At 67.7% G+C, this 19,050-nt stretch carries 19 protein-coding genes and 1 pseudogene; 1 reads left to right on the forward strand and 19 read right to left on the reverse strand.

Annotation, left to right across the window (positions count from 1 at the left end):
• Positions 1 to 178 precede the first annotated feature (178 nt).
• The 6 genes from ACILR9_RS06150 to ACILR9_RS06175 all read right to left on the reverse strand — a co-directional run bounded on the left by ACILR9_RS06150 (position 179) and on the right by ACILR9_RS06175 (position 5,742).
• Positions 179 to 1,414: an Hsp70 family protein gene (locus ACILR9_RS06150; protein WP_395709019.1), complete on the reverse strand. Its 1,236-nt coding sequence runs from the start codon at positions 1,412 to 1,414 to the stop codon at positions 179 to 181.
• A 217-nt stretch (positions 1,415 to 1,631) separates the two neighbouring features.
• The gene (locus tag ACILR9_RS06155; RefSeq protein WP_395709020.1) at positions 1,632 to 2,039 is read right to left on the reverse strand and encodes a type II toxin-antitoxin system VapC family toxin; all 408 of its coding nucleotides are present in this window, start codon (positions 2,037 to 2,039) and stop codon (positions 1,632 to 1,634) included.
• A gap of 2 nt (positions 2,040 to 2,041) precedes the next feature.
• Complete coding sequence (locus tag ACILR9_RS06160; protein ID WP_395709021.1) at positions 2,042 to 2,284, reverse strand: type II toxin-antitoxin system Phd/YefM family antitoxin; 243 nt, start codon at positions 2,282 to 2,284, stop codon at positions 2,042 to 2,044.
• 134 nt (positions 2,285 to 2,418) lie between these two features.
• The gene (locus ACILR9_RS06165) at positions 2,419 to 3,123 is read right to left on the reverse strand and encodes a hypothetical protein (protein WP_395709022.1); all 705 of its coding nucleotides are present in this window, start codon (positions 3,121 to 3,123) and stop codon (positions 2,419 to 2,421) included.
• A gap of 258 nt (positions 3,124 to 3,381) precedes the next feature.
• Positions 3,382 to 4,596 (reverse strand): CoA transferase, encoded by a 1,215-nt coding sequence (locus tag ACILR9_RS06170; RefSeq protein ID WP_395709023.1) that lies wholly within the window; start codon positions 4,594 to 4,596, stop codon positions 3,382 to 3,384.
• A gap of 24 nt (positions 4,597 to 4,620) precedes the next feature.
• The gene (locus ACILR9_RS06175) at positions 4,621 to 5,742 is read right to left on the reverse strand and encodes an NADH:flavin oxidoreductase/NADH oxidase (RefSeq protein WP_395709024.1); all 1,122 of its coding nucleotides are present in this window, start codon (positions 5,740 to 5,742) and stop codon (positions 4,621 to 4,623) included.
• Positions 5,743 to 5,850: 108 nt separating this feature from the next.
• On the opposite strand from ACILR9_RS06175, the gene ACILR9_RS06180 reads away from it, so the two are divergent.
• Positions 5,851 to 7,548, forward strand: a complete 1,698-nt coding sequence (locus tag ACILR9_RS06180) for an amidohydrolase family protein (protein ID WP_395709025.1) — start codon at positions 5,851 to 5,853, stop codon at positions 7,546 to 7,548.
• A 192-nt stretch (positions 7,549 to 7,740) separates the two neighbouring features.
• Here ACILR9_RS06180 and urtE read toward each other — a convergent pair whose 3' ends face one another.
• The 13 genes and pseudogenes from urtE to ACILR9_RS06245 all read right to left on the reverse strand — a co-directional run bounded on the left by urtE (position 7,741) and on the right by ACILR9_RS06245 (position 19,017).
• Complete coding sequence (gene urtE / locus ACILR9_RS06185; RefSeq protein WP_395709026.1) at positions 7,741 to 8,436, reverse strand: urea ABC transporter ATP-binding subunit UrtE; 696 nt, start codon at positions 8,434 to 8,436, stop codon at positions 7,741 to 7,743.
• A gap of 7 nt (positions 8,437 to 8,443) precedes the next feature.
• Positions 8,444 to 9,199 (reverse strand): urea ABC transporter ATP-binding protein UrtD, encoded by a 756-nt coding sequence (urtD, locus tag ACILR9_RS06190; RefSeq protein WP_395709027.1) that lies wholly within the window; start codon positions 9,197 to 9,199, stop codon positions 8,444 to 8,446.
• Positions 9,196 to 10,314, reverse strand: coding sequence for an urea ABC transporter permease subunit UrtC (urtC, locus tag ACILR9_RS06195; RefSeq protein WP_395709028.1), 1,119 nt, complete (start codon positions 10,312 to 10,314; stop codon positions 9,196 to 9,198). Before urtC ends, urtD begins: the two co-directional genes overlap by 4 nt.
• Positions 10,311 to 11,924 (reverse strand): urea ABC transporter permease subunit UrtB, encoded by a 1,614-nt coding sequence (urtB, locus tag ACILR9_RS06200; RefSeq protein ID WP_395709029.1) that lies wholly within the window; start codon positions 11,922 to 11,924, stop codon positions 10,311 to 10,313. Before urtB ends, urtC begins: the two co-directional genes overlap by 4 nt.
• A gap of 281 nt (positions 11,925 to 12,205) precedes the next feature.
• A complete protein-coding gene (gene urtA, locus ACILR9_RS06205; RefSeq protein WP_395709030.1) occupies positions 12,206 to 13,498 on the reverse strand; it encodes an urea ABC transporter substrate-binding protein in 1,293 nt (430 codons plus the stop codon).
• 92 nt (positions 13,499 to 13,590) lie between these two features.
• Positions 13,591 to 14,160 (reverse strand): HupE/UreJ family protein, encoded by a 570-nt coding sequence (locus ACILR9_RS06210; protein ID WP_395709031.1) that lies wholly within the window; start codon positions 14,158 to 14,160, stop codon positions 13,591 to 13,593.
• Between the two features lie 89 nt (positions 14,161 to 14,249).
• Complete coding sequence (ureG, locus tag ACILR9_RS06215) at positions 14,250 to 14,885, reverse strand: urease accessory protein UreG (RefSeq protein ID WP_395709032.1); 636 nt, start codon at positions 14,883 to 14,885, stop codon at positions 14,250 to 14,252.
• Positions 14,882 to 15,313 carry a DUF3995 domain-containing protein gene (locus tag ACILR9_RS06220; RefSeq protein ID WP_395709033.1) on the reverse strand — a complete coding sequence of 144 codons (432 nt, stop codon included), beginning with the start codon at positions 15,311 to 15,313 and terminating at the stop codon, positions 14,882 to 14,884. The genes ureG and ACILR9_RS06220 overlap by 4 nt, the downstream gene beginning before the upstream one ends.
• The gene (locus ACILR9_RS06225) at positions 15,310 to 16,002 is read right to left on the reverse strand and encodes an urease accessory protein UreF (RefSeq protein ID WP_395709034.1); all 693 of its coding nucleotides are present in this window, start codon (positions 16,000 to 16,002) and stop codon (positions 15,310 to 15,312) included. Before ACILR9_RS06225 ends, ACILR9_RS06220 begins: the two co-directional genes overlap by 4 nt.
• Positions 15,995 to 16,483 carry an urease accessory protein UreE gene (locus tag ACILR9_RS06230; RefSeq protein WP_395709035.1) on the reverse strand — a complete coding sequence of 163 codons (489 nt, stop codon included), beginning with the start codon at positions 16,481 to 16,483 and terminating at the stop codon, positions 15,995 to 15,997. The genes ACILR9_RS06225 and ACILR9_RS06230 overlap by 8 nt, the downstream gene beginning before the upstream one ends.
• Positions 16,484 to 16,657: 174 nt before the next feature.
• Positions 16,658 to 18,394, reverse strand: a complete 1,737-nt coding sequence (gene ureC / locus ACILR9_RS06235) for an urease subunit alpha (RefSeq protein ID WP_395709049.1) — start codon at positions 18,392 to 18,394, stop codon at positions 16,658 to 16,660.
• Between the two features lie 66 nt (positions 18,395 to 18,460).
• Positions 18,461 to 18,703, reverse strand: a pseudogene (locus ACILR9_RS06240) (urease subunit beta); the annotation flags it as partial.
• An 11-nt stretch (positions 18,704 to 18,714) separates the two neighbouring features.
• Entirely contained in the window at positions 18,715 to 19,017 is a 303-nt protein-coding gene (locus ACILR9_RS06245) for an urease subunit gamma (RefSeq protein WP_395709036.1), read from the reverse strand.
• Between the last annotated feature and the right edge of the window lie 33 nt (positions 19,018 to 19,050).

Here is a 19,050-nt window from a genome sequence, read left to right on the forward strand (position 1 = left end):
GCCTCGGCATCCAGAGCTCGTTGATCGCCAGCCTCCGAACGGCATGGCTGTCGTCCTGAGCGAAGCGAAGGACCTCATCGCGGCCCGCCACAAGTGTGCTCTGAATTTTCCGGCGATGAGATCCTTCGCTGCGCTCAGGATGACAGGAGAGACTTTCGGTCGCTCGAACAACCGGCACTCAGCTCATGGCTCCCGCCACTTGCGTCAACCCCAGCGCAACGGACAGGAGATCCGAGCGCGCGGCCAGGCGAGCTGTTGGCGCGGCCCGCGCAATCGCGGCGCGCACGGCCGGCACGCGGCTCGAGCCGCCGGTGAGGAAGATCGTGTCGATGGCCGTAGAGGCCAGCCCCGCCACTGCAATGCAGTCGCGCGCCGTAGCATGCAGACGATCCAATCTGGCGTCTATGGCGCCATCGAGCTGGCCGCGAGTCGCCTCGGCGGCGAGGTTCGCGTCGAGAAAAGTCAGGAGGATGGTCACGCGATCCTCGGCGCTGAGCGTGATCTTGGCGTCCTCGACCGCGAAGGCCAGGCGATGGCCCAGCCGGTGGTGCACCAGGGTCAAAAGACGCTCCACCTTCTCCGGCTCGCATGCCAGCGCGACCAGCTCGGCGAGCGCGCGCTCGTTCTTGTAGGTGTAGGCGAAGTTGATCGTCGCCCAGGTGGCAAGCTCGTGATAGAGCGCGTTCGGCATCGGCAGATTCTTCTCCACCAGCTGCGTGCCGAGGCCGAGATTCGGCATCACCGCTGCCAGGCTGAGCGCCGTATCGAAATCCGTGCCGCCGACACGCACGCCCGCGTTGGCCAGCACATCGCTTCCGCGATCGACACGATCGCGTTGCCGCGGACCGACCCTGACGATGGAGAAATCGCTCGTGCCGCCGCCGATATCGGCAATCAGCGCCAGCTCCTCGCGCTCCGCCGTCTGCTCGTAGTGATGCGCCGCCGCGATCGGCTCGTACACGAACGCCACGTCGCGAAAGCCCACGCGCCGGGCAATGGTCTCGAGCATGTCCTGCGCCCGCGCATCGGCCTTGTCGTCGCCGTCGACGAAGCGCACCGGGCGGCCATGCACGACGGAGGTGATCTCGCGCCCGGCGAAGGCTTCGGCCTTGTGCTTCAAATGCCGCACGAAGGTCTCGATGACGTCGGCAAGGGCCACCTTGCGGCCGCCGATGACGGTCTCCTCCTCGATCAGCGGCGAACCGAGGATCGTCTTGAGCGCGCGCATCAGGCGCCCTTCGGTCTGCCCGACATAGGCCGAGATGGCCTCGTTTCCGAACAGAACCCGACCTTTGGTCTCGCTGTCGAAGAACACGGCGCTCGGGATCAGCGTGCTGCTCTCCTCGACCGGCGCCAGCGCCGCTGCCTTGTCGCGAACGACGCCGATTGCCGAGTTCGACGTCCCGAAATCCAATCCACAAGCGATCATCTCTGTCCCCATCAGGCGCGAAGGGGACCTCATTTATTGCGACTCGCCGAGGCTTGCCAGTCTGTTTCTTTTCGCCTATCGTGACCGCGATAGTGGGATGTCCGAAACGGCGGGCATCCTACTTTTTGCTTTAAGGGCCTTGGCCGGTCTCCATTGCGCTGTGACACGCGCGCTTCGCCGTCCGGGAACGTACGGGACACCTTCAGGGTATTACACTCACACCCATGATCTTCGCGGCTCGCCGCAGGTCTTGATCCAGCGAGGCAAGATCGGCATCGAGACGAATTGAGAGTTCGAGGTAGGCAGCGTCATACGCCGTTAAGCGTTCGGCGCGCGCAAGCAACAACGTATCTGCCCACGATTGCTTGTCAGAATCGGCATCGACGGCAATCGGCAAGGCTGCCATCAGCTTCAGGCATTCTTCCACCCGAGACTTCTCAAGCCGGCCACGCCGTTCGGCCGTCAGCAATGCATTGGCAATCTCCAGCCGCCATATGGCAGGGACGATGGCGCCTTCGGTGCCAACTCGCACTTCGATGACCCGGGTCGCGTCCGTCACCTCATCCTCGAAACACCAAGTCAGCGCAATCGAGGCATCGACGACCAACATGGTCAGTACTTGCGTCCAGCGTCACGCAATTCCTTCCAACCGAGGCCACCAAGAGTAGTTCCTTTGCGCAGCTTGCGGAGCCTTTCCATCGCTGCCGACACTTTCTCTTTCCGTGCCGTCGCAATCGGCATCAATCGCGCAACCGGTTTGCCGCGTCGGGTAATCAAGATTTGCTCGCCCTGCTCCACGCGCTCCAGAAGAGCAGAAAATTTGGTCTTGGCCTCAAAGCTTCCAATGGTCGCCATGTTCGCCTCTGCTCGCTTCCAACTAGTTTAATCAACTAGTCTGTTCGCCACAATATGCAAGGCGATGTCGACCACGCCCACCTCGGAACTCGGTCGGTGCGTCGAGGAGCAATCAATACGCTCGCAACAGCGCCCTATTTCGGCATTCCGAGGCGCACCTGCCCGATGATGACATTGGCGATCGCCAGCAGATCGGCCATCTGCGGCGACGCGTACAGATCCTTGTAGATCGTGGTCAGCAGATCGGCCTGCGCCATGCTCGACATGCCCGGACTGAAGGAGGCCCGGAAGCGGCTCACCTCCGGCGTGTAGATCTGCTGGTGCAGCTCGGCAACGACGAGAACGCACGGCGCGACGTCGTCGCGCAGGTCGCCCTTGTTGCGCTTGAGGTCGCCCAGGATGGATTTCTCGATGATGTGGTGCGCCTCCAGGGTCTTCTTGGCATAGAAGTCGGCGAAGACATTGAACTGATCGCTGCGCCTGGGTGTCTGCGGCGGGCTGGCGTCCTGGCGCATGGCGATCAGGGCCGGATTCACCGGGCGAGGCACCGCAACGGCCATCTTCTTGCGGAACCCTCCCGCCGGCTGCTCACCGGTCGGCGGCAGGTCGGTGTGGCGCCGACCGAAGCAGCCATCGTCGAAGCTGGCCCGCGCCGTGGCGTCGACGCGAAAGGCGCGCGCGAGCTCCTTGAGCTTGTCGTAGGGCCCGATCACCCAGTAGCGCTGGTCAGGACCCGCCGGAGTCGTGAAGGCTATCGGATTCCTGGTCAGGTAGGCGTCAAAGCGGTCGTCAGGCTTCTGCGGCAGGCAATTCATGGTCTTGATCTGGTTCCAAATCATCCAGCCCTCCATGACGTGACAGCGGCTTGGGCGACACAGGAATATCTAGAACGTGCCTGACGGATTCATCCCGTCTCAATCTCCACCTGAGTCTATAATCCTGAGGTGGTAGTGCCTTTCGCGGTGTCGGCAACTCTCGGCTATTGGCTATTGGCTTGTGTCACGCAACGCTGGCTTTTTCACGGCACCGTTGTGCGCGACGCGCCAAGCGCGTCGAGACTGCCCGGGCGTAGCCGGAAAGACACATTTGCGATGGTTCTAGGCCGGCCCGGCGACGATCGCGCGATCGTGCAGGCGGGCGATCTCGTGATCGGGCAGTCCCAGGATTCCCGACAGGATCTCGTCGGTGTGCTGGCCCAGCAACGGCGCCGGTTGCGGCGGCTGGCGCGGCACGGCGCCGAATTGCAGCGGTGAGGCGGCGACCGGATAGCGACCGATGCCGGGCTGGTCGAGAACGGTGAACATCGGATTGTCGCGCACATGGTCGCGATCTGCCGCAAGCTCGCGGAAGGTCCGGTAGGGAGCCCACAATGCGCCCGCTGCCTTGAGCGCTGCGCTCACTTCCTCGGCCGTGTGCGCCGCCACCCAGGGCTCGATCACGGCGCACAGCTCGGCGCGCGCCAGCCAGCGACCGGCGTCGGTCTTGAGGTCGAGGCCCTGCTCACTTTCGATGCGGGCGAAGGCGTCGGTGAAACCGCCGGCCTTCGCCAGGGCATCGACATGGCGGTCGGAGAAGATGCAGATCATGACGAAGCGACCGTCGCGCGTGCGGAAGTCGCGGCCGAACGTACCGAAGATCTCGTTGCCGAAGCGCGGGCGGTCGACCTGGTTGATCACCGCCTCGCCGAGATAGCCCAGGGCCGAGGTGGCCGCGAGCGCCATGTCCTGCAGGGGCAGGACGATGCGCTGGCCCTCTCCCGTCAGTCGGCGATGCCGCTCGGCGGCAAGGATCGCCAGGGCGCCGGCATAGGCCGTCGCGAGATCCCACGGCGGCGCCACGGCATTGACCGGACCTTCGTGGGCGACCGGCCCGGTCACCATGGGAAAGCCGGTGATGGCGTTCACCGTGTAGTCGACATGGGCGGTGCCGTCGCGCGCGCCGACGATGTTGAGCGCGATCAGGTCGGCGCGCCGCCTGGCCAGTGCCTCGTAGGCGAGCCAGCCGCGCGCCGGCATGTTGGTGGTGAAGATGCCGGCGCCCTCGCCGGGCGCGGTGATCAGCGCCGTGAGCAATTCACGGCCCTCGGGCGAGCGCAGCGCCACGGCGATCGACCGCTTGCCCTTGTTCAGTCCGGCCCAGTAGATCGAGCGGCCGTCCCGGGTGATCGGCCAGCGGTCGCTGTCGAGGCCGCCCCCGATGTCGTCGAAGCGGATCACGTCGGCGCCCAGTTGCGCGAGCGTCATGCCGCCCAGCGGGGCGGCAATGAACGCCGAGCCTTCGACGATGCGAAGGCCAGCGAGAATGCCAGTCATTGTTCGTTTCCGTGTCTTGTCTTGTTATCTGATGCCGAGGTTGTTCTTGCGCTTCTCGAGCCACCATCCGTATTCCGGCGTCCACAGGCCGAAGTCGGCGTCGCAGCCCAGCTCCTGCGCGGCGTGCAGGGCCCAGAACGGATCGTAAAGCGCCTGCCGGCCGATCGCGATCAGGTCGGCGTCGCCGGCCTGCAGGATCGCCTCGGCCTGCGGTCCGTCGAGGATCAGGCCGACCGCCATGGTCTTGATGTCGGCCTGGCGCTTCACCGCGGCGGCGAACGGCACCTGGAAGCCGAGGCCGCGCTTGACCGGCAGCGCCGTCGACAGGCCGGTGAGGCCGCCCGACGAACAGTCGATGACGTCGACGCCCAGCTCCTTCAGCGCCTTGGCGAAGACCACGGTGTCCTCGACCTCCCAGCCGCCAGCGCCGTCGACCGTCGAGACGCGGATGAACATGGGCTTGTGCTCGGGCCAGTTACTGCGCACCGCGTGCGCCGCGGCGAGCGGGAAGCGCATGCGGCCGGCGCGGTCGCCACCGTACTGGTCGTTGCGCTTGTTGCTGATCGGCGACAGGAACTGCGCCAGCAGGTAGCCGTGCGCGCCGTGGATCTCGATGACGTCGTAGCCGGCGGCGTCGGCGCGCCGCGCCGCCTCGCCGAACTTCCTGACGATCTCCTCGATTTCACTCGCCGCGAGCTGGCGCGGCACCAGCCAACCCTCGGCGGCCGACAATTCGGATGGGCCGACGACTTCCCATTTCCTCCAGCCGGCGCCCTCTGGGCCGAGCTGGCCGGGCTTGTCGAACGAGCGCGGCGTCGACCCCTTGCGGCCGGAATGGGTGATCTGGGTGCCGGCCAGCGCCCCTTCCTGCTTGAGGAAGCGCACGAGGCGCTTGTGGCTCTCGATCTGGCCATCGTCCCACATGCCGAGATCACCTTGGGTGACCCGGCCGCGCGGCTCGACGGCGCAGTTCTCGGTGAAGACGATGCCGAACTTGCCCAGCGCGAACTTGCCGAGATGAACGAGGTGGTAATCGTTCACCTGACCATCGGTGGCGCGGTACTGCACCATGGGCGACACGACGGCGCGGTTGGGCGCGGTGACGCCGCGCAGCTTGAGGGGCTGAAAGAGAAGCGGTTTCTGCAAGGGTGGTCCCCCGGACGGGATGGCTTGTGCGGGTCCGGAACATAGACCGGACGACCGCCCGCGGCCTATCCTCCCGCCATGTTTGACCTCGTCATCCGAAATGGAACCGTGATCGACGGCTCGGGCCGGCCGCGCCGCATCGCCGACGTCGCCGTGCAGGACGGCCGGATCGCCGCCGCGGGCCCGAGCCTCGGCGCCGGCCGGCGCGAGATCGATGCCGCGGGGCTGATCGTGGCACCCGGCTTCGTCGACATCCACACCCACTATGACGGGCAGGCGACCTGGGACCCCTACATCACGCCGAGCTCGTGGCACGGCGTCACCACCACGGTGTTCGGCAATTGCGGCGTCGGCTTCGCGCCAGTGCGGCCCGGGTCGTCGGGCTACCTGATCAACCTGATGGAAGGCGTCGAGGATATTCCCGGCACCGTCCTGAGCGAGGGCGTGAAGTTCGACTGGGAGTCCTTCCCGCAATATCTCGATGCCCTGGCGGCGATGCCGCGCGCCGTCGATGTCGCCGCCCAGCTGCCGCACGGCGCGCTGCGCTTCTACGTCATGGGCGCGCGCGGCGCCGACCATGCCGAGGTGCCGGGCGAGCGCGAGATCGAGGCCATGGCCCGCCTCACCGAGGAGGCGCTGCACGCCGGCGCCCTTGGCTTCACCACCTCCCGCACCACCAAGCATAAGGCGAAGGACGGCCGCTTCACGCCGTCGCTCAGCGCGCGCGAAGCCGAGCTCTTCGGCATCGCCGCCGGCATGAAGCGGGCCGGCCGCGGCGTGCTGCAGGTCAATTCGGATTTCGGCCCGGGCGAGTTCGAGGCGCTGGAAGCGGCCGCCGCGCTGGCTGGCCGGCCGCTGTCCTGCCTGCTGGTGCAGGTCGATGCGCAGCCCAGGCTGTGGCGCCAGACGCTCGACCAGATCCATGGCGTGCGCCGCGCCGGCCGCGCCGCCAACGCCCAGGTCGGCTCGCGCCCGATCGGCGTCATGATGGGGCTCGAGACGACGGCGCATCCGTTCGCCGCCCATCCGGCGTGGCTCGAGATGCGCCGGCTCACCCCGGCCGAACGCTACGCCCGGCTGGTGGCGGATGGCGAGCTGCGCCGTCGCCTGGTCGAGACGCCCAATGGCGATGGTCCGCGCGCCTTCCTGGCCGACTCGTTCCACAAGATGTTCCCGGTCGGCGAGCGGCCCGACTACGAACCCGATGCCGAGAGCTCGATCGCCGCGATCGCACGCAGGATCGGGCGCTCGCCCCAGGCGGTCGCGCTCGATACGCTGATGGCGCTGAACGGCAAGGGCCTGCTGATGCTGCCGTTCGAGAACTACGCCGACGGCAACCTCGACGTGGTGCACGAGATGATCACCGACAGCGCGACGGTGCTGGGCGTGGCCGATGGCGGCGCCCATGTCGGGGTGATCTGCGATGCCTCCTCGCCGACGTCACTGCTCACCCTGTGGGCGCGCGACCGCCGGCGCGGCCCCAAGCTCACGCTCGAGTTCCTGATCGCCAAGCAGACACGCGGCACGGCCGAGGCCTACGGCCTCCACGACCGCGGCCTGCTGGCGCCGGGCCACAAGGCCGACATCAACGTGATCGATTTCGACAGCCTGGCGCTGAAGCGCCCCGAGGTCGTCTACGACCTGCCGGCCGGCGGCCGCCGCCTGATCCAGCGCGCCACGGGCTACCGCCACACCTTCAATGCCGGCGTCGAGACGGTGTGCAACGACGAGCTGACCGGCGAGCGGCCGGGACGGCTGGTGAGGGGTGCCGAGAGAACCGTCTCAATCTCCGCGACGCTTAGGTAACTCCGGCACGCCCGGCGCGTACGCCCGCGGTCCAATGAAGGCCATGAACGCCACCGACGGCGGAGCAATCTCCGCCTCCTTGTGGCGCGCTCCCCAGCGAAGAGAAAGATCCCTCGCTGCGCTCGGGATGACATCGAGGGTGTTGCTGCAAAGTTGATGTCATCCCGAGCGCAGCGCGGGATCTTCCCTCTCCTACACCGTCATGTGACGGCGGACGGCCTCCTGGTCGAAGGTCTCACGGGTGCCCGACATCACGATCTCGCCGCGGTCCATCACCGCGAAATCGTCGGCCAGCTCGTGGGCGAATTCGAGGTATTGCTCGACCAGCAGGATCGCCATGTCGCCGCGCTGGCGCAGGAAGGTGATGGCGCGGCCGATATCCTTGATGACCGACGGCTGGATGCCCTCGGTCGGCTCGTCGAGCACCAGGAGCCTGGGGCGCATGGTGAGCGCGCGGCCGATGGCGAGCTGCTGCTGCTGGCCGCCCGACAGGTCGCCGCCGCGCCGCTTCAGCATCGACTGCAGGACTGGGAAGAGCTCGAACACCTCGTCGGGAATCTTCCTCTGGTCGCGGACGAGCGGGGCGAAGCCGGTCTCGAGATTCTCCTTCACCGTCAGCAGCGGGAAGATCTCGCGGCCCTGCGGCACCATGGCGACGCCGCGCCGAGCGCGTTCGTAGGGTGGCAGGCGCGAGACCTCCTCGTCGGCAAGCGCGATCGAGCCGGAGGCGATCGGCTGCAGGCCGACGATGGCGCGCAGCAGGCTGGTCTTGCCGACGCCGTTGCGGCCGAGCAGGCAGGTGACGCGGCCGATCGCGGCCGAGAGCGACACCGAGCGCAGGGCCTGGGCGGCGCCGTAGTACAGATCGACGTTGCTGACCGCGAGCATCGTGCCCTTACCTGCCGAGATAGACTTCGACGACGCGCGGATCGGCGCTCACCTGGTCGAGCGTGCCCTCGGCCAGCATCGAGCCTTCGTGCAGCACCGTCACCTTGACGCCGAGCGCGCGCACGAAGCTCATGTCGTGCTCGACCACCACCACCGAATGGGTGCGGTTGATCTCGCGCAGCACCTGGGCCGTCGTCTCGGTCTCGACGTCGGTCATGCCGGCGACCGGCTCGTCGACCAGCAAGAGCTTGGGATCCTGGGCGAGCAGCATGCCGATCTCGAGCCATTGCTTCTGGCCGTGGCTCAACCGCGCGCCCAGCATGTGCTGCTGCGGCCCCATGCGGATGATCGACAGGATCTCCTCGAGCCGCTGGTTTTCCGCCCTGGTCGACTGGGCGATCAGCACGCGATACCAGCTGCGCTGCCCGGCCAGGGCGAGCAACAGGTTGTCGCGCACCGTGTGGTTCTCGAACACGGTCGGCTTCTGGAACTTGCGGCCGATGCCTAAGGTCGCGATATCGGCCTCGTCGAGCTTGGTGAGGTCGGCCTTGCCGTCGAACACGACCTCACCCTCGTCGGGCCGCGTCTTGCCGGTGACGACGTCCATCATGGTCGTCTTGCCGGCGCCGTTGGGGCCGATGATGGCGCGCATCTCGCCGGGCTCGACCAGCAGCGACAGGTTGTTCAGCGCCTTGAAGCCGTCGAACGACACGGTGACGCCGCTGAGATAGAGCAGCGCGGAGGTGCTGCGGGGGGCGATCATGCGGCGGCCCTCGCCTTGCCGGCGCCGCCGCGGCTGCGGATCTGCGACCACAGGCCGACCACGCCCTTGGGCAGGAACAGGGTGACGGCGATGAACAGGGCGCCGAGCGCGAACAGCCAGACCTCGGGCAGCGCGCCGGTCAGCCAGGTCTTGCCCCAGTTGACCAGGAAGGCGCCGATCACCGCGCCGATCAGGGTGCCGCGGCCGCCGACGGCGACCCAGATCACCGCCTCGATCGAGTTGGCCGGCGAGAATTCGCTGGGGTTGATGATGCCGACCTGGGGCACGTAGAGCGCGCCGGCGACACCCGCCATGGCGGCCGACAGCACGAACACGAACAGCTTGTAGCCCTCGACCCGGTAGCCGAGGAAGCGCATGCGGCTCTCGGCGTCGCGCACCGCCGTGAGCGCCTTGCCGAAGCGCGAGCCGACGATTGCGCCGGAGATCACCAGGCCGAGCGCCAGCGCCAGGGCCGAGGTGAAGCACAGCACCGCGCGCGTGGTGTCGGCCTGCACCGGGAAGCCCAGGATGTCCTTGAAGTCGGTCATGCCGTTGTTGCCGCCCAGGCCCATGTCGTTCCTGAAGAAGGCCAGCATGAGGGCGAAGGTCATCGCCTGGGTGATGATCGAGAGATAGACGCCGGTGACGCGGCTGCGGAAGGCGAACCAGCCGAGCGCGAAAGCGAGCACGCTCGGCACCAGGATGATCATGATGGCGGCGAACCAGAACTGGTCGAAGCCGTGCCAGAACCAGGGCAGCTCCTTGTAGTTCAGGAACACCATGAAGTCGGGCAGGAGCGGGTTGCCGTAGACGCCGCGGCTGCCGATCTGGCGCATCAGGTACATGCCCATGCAGTAGCCGCCGAGCGCGAAGAACGCGCCGTGGCCGAGCGACAGGATCCCGCAGTAGCCCCACACCAGGTCGACAGCCAGCGCCAGCAAGGCGTAGCACAGGTACTTGCCGATCAGCTGCAGCACCCAGGCCGGCACGTGGAACGCGCTGCCCGCCGGAACGAGCTGGTTGCACAGCGCCAGGGCGATCCCGAGCAGGAGCACGAGGGCGATGAAGTAGCGCAGGTTGCGGTCGATGCCCTGCAGCAGGGTGCGCGTGATCATTCGACGGACCGGCCCTTCTGCGCGAACAGGCCGCGCGGGCGGCGCTGGATGAACAGGATGATGAACACGAGCACCAGGATCTTGCCCAGCACCGCACCGGCATAGGGTTCGAGGAACTTGTTGACGATGCCGAGCGCCGTCGCCCCGACCAGGGTGCCGAACAGGTTGCCGACGCCGCCGAACACCACGACCATGAAGGAGTCGATGATGTAGCCCTGCCCGAGATTGGGGCTGACATTGTCGATCTGGCTCAGCGCCACGCCGGCCAGCCCGGCGATGCCGGACCCGAGGCCGAAGGTCAGGGCATCGACGCGCGGCGTGCGGATGCCCATGGCCGAGGCCATCGGCCGGTTCTGGGTGACCGCGCGCATGTAGAGACCGAGGGCGGTCTTGCGCAGCAGCAGGATCAGGGTGGCGAACACGACCAGGGCGAACACCACGATCCACAGGCGGCCATAGGTGACGGTGATCTGGCCGACCTGGAAGAAGCCCGACATCCAGGACGGCGCGCCGACCTCGCGGTTGGACGGCCCGAAGATCGAGCGCACGGCCTGCTGCAGCACCAGCGACAGGCCCCAGGTGGCGAGCAGGGTCTCGAGCGGCCGGCCGTAGAGGAAGCGGATGATGCCGCGCTCGATGGCGACGCCGACCGCGCCCGCGACGAGGAAGGCGAGCGGCAGGGCGATCACCAGCGAGGCGTCGAACAGGTGCGGCGCCGAGGTGCGGATGATGTCCTGCACGACGAAGGTCGTGTAGGCGCCCAGCATCACCATCTCGCCGTGCGCCATGTTGATGACGCCCATGGTGCCAAAGGTGATGGCGAGCCCGATCGCCGCCAGCAGCAGCACGGAGCCCAGCGAGATGCCGTACCAGACGTTCTGCGCCGCCTCCCAGGCCGCCAGGGTCTGGCGCACCGCCGCCGCCGCGGCGTTGGCGGCAGCCTTGACCTCGGCGTCGCCGGCGCTGTTGGCGGCGCCCTGCAGGACGCTCAGCGCATCGCGGTCGCCGCGATCGCGCAGCACGCCGATGGCGTCGAGCTTCTGCGGCTTGGGCGCGTCCGAGGCCAGCACGACGGCAGCGCGCGCCTCGCTGAAGGCGGCCTTGATGCGTGGATCCTTCTCGGCTGCGATGGCGACGTCGAGGGCGTTGAGCGCGGCCGGATCGGGACGCTTCAAAAGCGAGTCCGCGGCGCCGCGGCGCACCCGCGCATCCGGGCTCATCAGGGTGAGCGAGCCGACGGCGGCCTCGATGATGCCGCGCAGCCGGTTGTTGACCCGCACGCGGTCGAGCTCGGCCTCGGTCGCGGTGCCGGCCGGCTTGCCGGTGATCGCATCGCTCAGCGCCAGCTGGTTGCCGTCGGGCTTGCCGATGACGATGACCTTGTCGGACTTGCGGACGTAGAGCTGGCCGGCCGCCAGGGCCTCGAGGACCGGCGCCGCCCGCGCCTCGCCGGACGCCGCCAGGGCGCCGATTGCCGTCTCGCGTTCGCCAAAACCGCCGGTGGTAAGGCCGGTCACCAGGGCGGGGAGGTCGGCGGCCAAGGCGGTGCCGAAGAGGAAGGCCGAGGCCAGGACCAGCAGGAGCCTTGCGAGCAGGCGCAGAAACGGCATGTCTCAGGATTAACTCGGAGATCAGAACGGGGCGACTCGAAAGTCGCCCCGCCCTGTTGGTTACTGATATCGACCCACGATGAGACGGCTTGGGCAGGCGGCTAGAGCGTGATCTTCCTTGGTTGAAGCACCAAAGAATGACCTCATCCTGAGGAGCGCCCGCAGGGCGCGTCTCGAAGGATGGGCCCCAGACGCCGTGCCTGTCGCCGACCCTTCGAGACGCCACGCTCCGCGTGGCTCCTCAGGGTGAGGTTTCCACTTGAAGCAATCACGCTCTGGGCCTACTTGCCCTTGCCGCCGCACTTGCCGGTGGCGACGTTGAAGTTGCCGCAGTTCAGCGGCTTGCGCCAATCGGAGATCAGGTCCTTCGAGTCGGGCAGATAGTCCGACCACTCGTCGCCGACCACCAGGCCGGAGGTCTGCCACACCACGTCGAACTGGCCGTTGCCCTGGATCTCGCCGATCAGGACGGGCTTGGTGATGTGATGGTTCGGCATCATCGCCGAGTAGCCACCCGACAGGTTGGGCACGGCGATGCCGATCAGCGCATCGATCACCGCGTCGGAGTCCGTCGTGCCGGCCTTCTTGACCGCCTCGATCCACATCTGGAAGCCGATCACGTGGGCTTCCATCGGGTCGTTGGTGACGCGCTTGGGATTCTTGGTGAAGGTCTGCCAGGTCTTGATGAAGGCCTCGTTGGTCGGGTTCTTCACCGACTGGAAGTAGTTCCAGGCCGCGAGATGGCCGACCAGCGGCTTGGTGTCGACGCCGGCGAGCTCTTCCTCACCGACCGAGAACGCCACCACCGGGATGTCCTTGGCCTTGATGCCGGCGTTGCCCAGCTCCTTGTAGAACGGCACGTTGGCGTCGCCGTTGATGGTCGAGACCACCGCCGTCTTCTTGCCGGCCGAGCCGAACTTCTTGATATCGGCCACGATCGACTGCCAGTCGGAATGACCGAACGGCGTGTAGTTGATCAGGATGTCTTCCTGCTTGACGCCCTTCTGCTTGAGGTACGCCTCGAGGATCTTGTTGGTCGTGCGCGGATAGACGTAGTCGGTGCCGGCCAGCACCCAGCGCTGGACCTTCTCGTTCTCCATCAGGTAGTCGACCGCCGGGATCGCCTGCTGGTTGGGCGCCGCGCCGGTGTAGAACACGTTGCGCGAGCTCTCCTCACCCTCGTACTGCACCGGGTAGAACAGGATGCCGTTCAGCTCCTCGAACACCGGCAGCACCGACTTGCGGCTGACCGAGGTCCAGCAGCCGAATACCGCCGCGACCTTGTCCTTCTGCAGGAGCTCGCGCGCCTTCTCGGCGAACAGCGGCCAGTTCGACGCCGGGTCGACGACCACCGCCTCGAGCTTGCGGCCCAGCACGCCGCCCTTCTTGTTCTGCTCCTCGATCAGCATCAGCATGACGTCCTTGAGCGTCGTCTCGCTGATCGCCATCGTCCCCGACAACGAATGCAGAATGCCGACCTTGATCGGCGCACCTTGGGCGAACGCGCTGCCCGCAGCGCCGGCCAGCAGGCCGGCGGCGACGAGGCCCGTCCGCACGATTGAACCCAGTTTCATCCCGCTCTCCTTGATATCCGACGGAATCTCCCCGTCGAAACTCTGCGAGAGCGAAAGTCGTGCCAAACTCGGGCCACGGTCCGGGATAAGTCTCAGTTGGCCATCAGGAACAGCGCGCCGCCGGCCACGACCACCCCGCCCAGGGCGCGTAAGCCGACCTCGCCGATGCCGCGCCTGACGAGCCAGCCGAGGAGCAGCCCGGCGCTCTCCAGGATGGCGGTCGCAGCCGCCAGGCCCAAGATGTAGGGGACCGGCGGCAAGGAAGGCGCTTCCACGGCGTGGGCGTAGCCGTGAAAGACGGCGAAGACGCCGACGACCGTCATCGCGAGCGCGGCCGACAGGCGCACGCCCCCGGCGATCAGGCCGCCCACGACAAAAACCGAGGTGAGGATCGCCGCCTCGACAAGAGGCAGTTTCATGCCTGCAAATCCGGCAATTGCCCCGGCGGCCATCATGATCAGGAAGGCGGCCGGCACCAGGACGGCGAGCACGGCCTTGCGATGGGCGAGCAGGAAGGCCCAAACGCCCACGGCGACGGCAGCCAGCACATGATCGATCCCGGTGAAGGGATGGAGGAAGCCCGACCCGTCGTGGCCGGAATGGGCGAGGGCCGGGCCGGCAAGGGCCAGCAGCAAAGCGGTGAGGCCAATCGTTCTACTCATTCTTCTACCCCTTACCTGTTAAGGACCTGTCAACGGCAGGGCCTGTCACGAAACACTTGATCCAGAATTGCTGTCATGGCTGGATTTCATCACCCGCTCTTCGCGGTAGGCCGTTCCGGCAGGCCGCCCTGCCGGACGATGAAGGCAACGACGTCCGCCACGCCCTTGTTCTCCTTGAGGTTGGAGAACAGGAACGGCCGGGTGCCGCGCATCCGGCGGGCATCGCGGTCCATGACGTCGAGGTTGGCGCCGACCAGCGGCGCGAGATCGATCTTGTTGATGACCAGCAGGTCGGAGCGGGTGATCCCCGGCCCACCCTTGCGCGGGATCTTCTCGCCGGCCGCCACGTCGATGACGTAGATCGTGAGATCGGCCAGCTCGGGCGAGAAGGTGGCGGCCAGATTGTCGCCGCCCGATTCGACGAACACGATCTCGAGGCCGGGCCATTTGCGCACGATGTCCGAGACGGCGGCGAGGTTGATCGAGGCGTCCTCGCGGATCGCGGTGTGCGGGCAGCCGCCGGTCTCGACGCCGACGATGCGCTCGGGCGCCAGCGCCCCGGCGCGGGTCAGGAACTCGGCGTCCTCCTTGGTGTAGATGTCGTTGGTGACGACGGCGATGTCGTAGGCCCCGCGCATCGATTTGCACAGGCGCTCGACCAGCGCCGTCTTGCCCGATCCGACCGGGCCGCCGACGCCCACCCTCAACGGGCCACGCACGCTCATTGCAGCTCCATCTCTCCCGCCAGCAGCGCAAGATAGCCCACCCCCATCAGGAGGCAGAACGGCGAATAGTAGCGCCGGTCGCGCGTCGCGAAAGGCTCGTCGCGAAACCGGCCGCGCCAGCGCGGGCTGTAGCCGGCGAAGCCGCGGGCGATGAACAGGCCGCCGATGGCGAAGCTTCCCGCCAGCACGACGGGCACCTCGCCGCGCCCCAGCATGAGGAAGGGCCACAGCGCCGCCAGCGCGAGCAGGGCGGCGACGGCAAAACACTGCCAGGCCGGCGGCATGCGCCGGCGGCCGTCGCCGACGACGCTTCTTGCCAGGGCTTCCTCGTCAGCCTCCGGCCAGGTGCTGCCGAGCCCCCACACGGCATGCACGGCCGCCGCCGCGCCGATGCCGAGGAACAGCAGGATCGCGAGCACGAGGTTCATGAGCGGAACAGGCGCGTGTACTGGGTCTCGTGGCGCATCGAGCACCAGTCGAGCAGCGGCGTGCAGGCGCCGACCTCGTCGAGCGACGTCACGGCCTCGGCCGCCGCGGCCGCCCGGCGCACGGCGCCCTCCAGGGACGCCAGCGCGATCTGGCCGTCGCTCTGGCCGAGCGGCACGGAGCGGACCGCGGCCGAGATCAGGTTGGCGACGAAGGCATGCAGGTAGCCTGCGAGGGCGCGCGCCAGGGCGATGTCGTGCGCGGCGGCGGCCAGCGCCACCGCCACCGGCAGGCCGATCTCGCCGGCCAGGCGCCGGTGCGCCGCGTCGAGCGCCGGATGCGGCCAGGCGACCCGCGTGATCGACAGGAACGAGCCGCCCTGCTGGCGCGATTCGAGCGCCATCTCCGCGCTGCCGCGCCACGCCGCCGCGCGCTCGGCGATGGCGTCGAAGGCCTGCCAGTCGTGGTCCGTCGCGGCCCGCCAGGCGGCGGCAAACAGGGCGCCGTCGACCGCGCCGGTGCCATGCAGCAGCACGCTGGCGAGCCACGTCACCAGCGTCGGCCGGTCCTTGACGAAACCCTGCTCGACCGCGGTCTCGATGCCGTGGCTGTAGCTGAAGGCGCCGATCGGGTAGGCGGGCGACAGCCAGGCGAGCAGGCGATAGAGCGGATCAAGGGTCGCCTCAGCCATGGCGTTCCTCGTGCAGCGGGCCGTGCCGGTGGCCGAGGTCGTGGTTGTGCTGGCCGTAGGCGCCGCCTTCGGGATCGAAGGGGGCGCGCACCTTGCGCACGTCGGCGCCCAGACCCTTCAGCATGTCGACGATCACGTGGTCGTCGCGGATCAGGATCCTGTCGCTGTCAATTTGCGCCGGCAGGTGGCGGTTGCCGAGATGCCAGGCGATGCGGGCGAACGCGGCGGCATCGCGGCCGCGCACCTCGACCAGGTCCTCGTCGGCCGCCCTGACCTCGACGATGCCGCCCTCCTCCAGCCGGAGCCCGTCGCCGGTGTGCAGCACGATCGGCTCGACCAGGTCGAGCAGGAAATCGAGCCCGCCGTCGCCCAGCATGCGCAGCCGCCGGCGATAGCGGTCGTCGAACGGCAGGGTCACGGTGTCGGCCCGCTGCCCGGCCGGCCAGCCGCAGGCGCGCACCACTTCGACGGCGCGCTTCATGTCAAACCCTCCTCCCCAGCTCCGCTGGGGAGGTGTCGCCGTCTTGCGGCGACGGAGGGGTCATGAGTCATGGCACCGCTGCCTTCTGTGACTCATGACCCCTCCGCCCCGTATGACGGGGCACCTCCCCAGCGAAGCTGGGGAGGAGAAGAAGAAGAAGAGAGCGGATCATTGTCAAAACAGGAAATACCGCTGCGCCATCGGCAGCTCGGTCGCCGGCTCGCAGGTCAGGAGCTCGCCGTTGGCGCGCACCTCGTAGGTCTCGGGGTCGACCTCGATCTCGGGGCATAGATCATTGTGAACCATGTGCTTCTTGCCGATCTTGCGGGTGTTCTTGACGGCGATCAGCGGGCGCGACAGGCCCCATGCCTTCGCCACGCCCTTGGCGATCGCGGCCTGCGAGACGAACAGCGCCGGGCTGGCCACCAGGCTCTTGCCGAAGGCGCCGAACATCGGCCGGTAGTGCACCGGCTGCGGCGTCGGGATCGAGGCGTTGGGATCGCCCATCGGGGCGGCCACGATGGTGCCGCCGATCAGCACGGCGTCCGGCTTGGCGCCGAAGAAGGCGGGCGCCCAGATCACCAGGTCGGCGCGCTTGCCGACCTCGATCGAGCCGACATGGCGCGCGATGCCGTGGGTGATCGCCGGGTTGATCGTGTACTTGGCGACGTAGCGCTTGACCCGGACATTGTCGTTGTCGCCCTGCTCCTCCTTCAGCCGGCCACGCTGCTTCTTCATCTTGTCGGCGGTCTGCCAGGTGCGGATCACCACCTCGCCGACGCGGCCCATCGCCTGGCTGTCGGACGACATCATCGAGAAGGCGCCCATGTCGTGCAGGATGTCCTCGGCCGCGATGGTCTCCTTGCGGATGCGGCTCTCGGCGAAGGCGACGTCCTCGGGGATCGACGAATCGAGGTGATGGCACACCATCAGCATGTCGAGATGCTCGTCGACGGTGTTGACGGTGTAGGGCATCGTCGGGTTGGTCGACGACGGCAGCACGTTCTTCTCGCCGCACAGCCGGATGATGTCGGGCGCGTGGCCGCCGCCCGCGCCCTCGGTGTGGAAGGTGGCGATGGCGCGGCCCTTGAAGGCGGCGCGCGTGGTCTCGACGAAGCCCGACTCGTTCAGCGTATCGGTGTGGATCGCCACCTGGACGTCCATGCGGTCGGCGACGCTCAGGCAATTGTCGATCGCCGCCGGCGTGGTGCCCCAGTCCTCGTGCAGCTTGAGCCCGCAGGCGCCGGCCTCGACCTGCTCCCTGAGGCCGGCCGGCTTGCTGGTGTTGCCCTTGCCGAAGAAGCCGAGATTCATCGGCAGGCCCTCGGCCGCCTGCAGCATGCGGCCGAGATGCCAGGGGCCCGGCGTGATGGTGGTGGCGAAGGTGCCGTGCGCCGGACCGGTGCCGCCGCCCATCATGGTGGTGACGCCGCTGTAGAGCGCGTCGTCGACCTGCTGCGGGCAGATGAAATGGATGTGGCAGTCGATGCCGCCGGCGGTGACGATCTTGCCCTCGCCGGCGATGATCTCGGTGCCCGGGCCGATCACGATGTCGACGTTGGGCTGGATGTCGGGATTGCCCGCCTTGCCGATGCCGACGATGCGGCCGTCCTTGAGGCCGATGTCGGCCTTCACGATACCCCAGTGGTCGATGATCAGCGCGTTGGTGATGACGGTGTCGACGGCGCCCTGGGCGCGCGTGCGCTGGCTCTGGCCCATGCCGTCGCGGATCACCTTGCCGCCGCCGAACTTGACCTCCTCGCCGTAGGTCGTGTGGTCCTTCTCGACCTCGACGAGCAGGTCGGTGTCGGCGAGCCGCACCTTGTCGCCGACCGTCGGCCCGAACATGTGGACATAGGCCGAGCGCGAGATGCGGGCCGGGCCTTCGTTGGACGGTCCGGCCCTGGCGATGCGGCCGAGCTTGCCCGAGACCTTGGCCTGGAAGCCATGGCTCTCACGGCCGCCGAGAAAGGGCGTGAGGCGGACGGTGCGCGACTGGCCGGGCTCGAACCGCACCGCGGTGCCGGCGGCGATGTCGAGCCGCATGCCCTTGGCACGCGCGCGGTCGAACTTCAGCGCCTCGTTGGTCTCGAAGAAATGGTAGTGGCTGCCGACCTGGATCGGGCGGTCGCCGGTGTTGGCGACTTCCAGGGTGATCGGATTGCTGCTCTTGTTGAGCTCGAGCTCGCCCGGCGCGGCGAGGATCTCTCCCGGTTTCATCAGGATTCTCCTCAGCGGATCGGCGCGTGGACGGTGACGAGCTTGGTGCCGTCGGGGAAGGTCGCCTCGACCTGGATCTCGTCGATCATGTCGGCGATGCCGTCCATCACCTGCTCGCGGCGCACGACCGTGGCGCCCGCCTGCATCAGCTCGGCGACCGACCGGCCGTCACGCGCGCCCTCGACGACGAAGTCGGTGATCAGCGCCACCGCTTCGGGATGATTGAGCTTCACGCCGCGCTCGAGGCGGCGGCGCGCCACCTGGGCCGCCATGGCAATCAAGAGCTTGTCCTTCTCGCGCGGCGTCAGATTCATCGAGCGTTTCCCCCTGGCGACGTGGCCCGACTA

The organism is Reyranella sp. (genome assembly GCF_044224635.1).
GTDB lineage: Bacteria > Pseudomonadota > Alphaproteobacteria > Reyranellales > Reyranellaceae > Reyranella.

Coding starts and splice junctions, on each gene's coding strand:
- ACILR9_RS06225 (WP_395709034.1), bottom strand. CDS start 16,002: ATGGCTGAGGCGACCCTTGATCCGCTCTATCGCCTGCTCGCCTGGCTG.
- ACILR9_RS06210 (WP_395709031.1), bottom strand. CDS start 14,160: ATGAGTAGAACGATTGGCCTCACCGCTTTGCTGCTGGCCCTTGCCGGC.
- ureG (WP_395709032.1), bottom strand. CDS start 14,885: ATGAGCGTGCGTGGCCCGTTGAGGGTGGGCGTCGGCGGCCCGGTCGGA.
- ACILR9_RS06160 (WP_395709021.1), bottom strand. CDS start 2,284: ATGGCGACCATTGGAAGCTTTGAGGCCAAGACCAAATTTTCTGCTCTT.
- ACILR9_RS06220 (WP_395709033.1), bottom strand. CDS start 15,313: ATGAACCTCGTGCTCGCGATCCTGCTGTTCCTCGGCATCGGCGCGGCG.
- urtE (WP_395709026.1), bottom strand. CDS start 8,436: ATGCTCGCGGTCAGCAACGTCGATCTGTACTACGGCGCCGCCCAGGCC.
- urtB (WP_395709029.1), bottom strand. CDS start 11,924: ATGCCGTTTCTGCGCCTGCTCGCAAGGCTCCTGCTGGTCCTGGCCTCG.
- urtD (WP_395709027.1), bottom strand. CDS start 9,199: ATGATCGCCCCCCGCAGCACCTCCGCGCTGCTCTATCTCAGCGGCGTC.
- urtA (WP_395709030.1), bottom strand. CDS start 13,498: ATGAAACTGGGTTCAATCGTGCGGACGGGCCTCGTCGCCGCCGGCCTG.
- urtC (WP_395709028.1), bottom strand. CDS start 10,314: ATGATCACGCGCACCCTGCTGCAGGGCATCGACCGCAACCTGCGCTAC.
- ACILR9_RS06165 (WP_395709022.1), bottom strand. CDS start 3,123: ATGATTTGGAACCAGATCAAGACCATGAATTGCCTGCCGCAGAAGCCT.
- ACILR9_RS06155 (WP_395709020.1), bottom strand. CDS start 2,039: ATGTTGGTCGTCGATGCCTCGATTGCGCTGACTTGGTGTTTCGAGGAT.
- ACILR9_RS06245 (WP_395709036.1), bottom strand. CDS start 19,017: ATGAATCTGACGCCGCGCGAGAAGGACAAGCTCTTGATTGCCATGGCG.
- ACILR9_RS06170 (WP_395709023.1), bottom strand. CDS start 4,596: ATGACTGGCATTCTCGCTGGCCTTCGCATCGTCGAAGGCTCGGCGTTC.
- ACILR9_RS06230 (WP_395709035.1), bottom strand. CDS start 16,483: ATGAAGCGCGCCGTCGAAGTGGTGCGCGCCTGCGGCTGGCCGGCCGGG.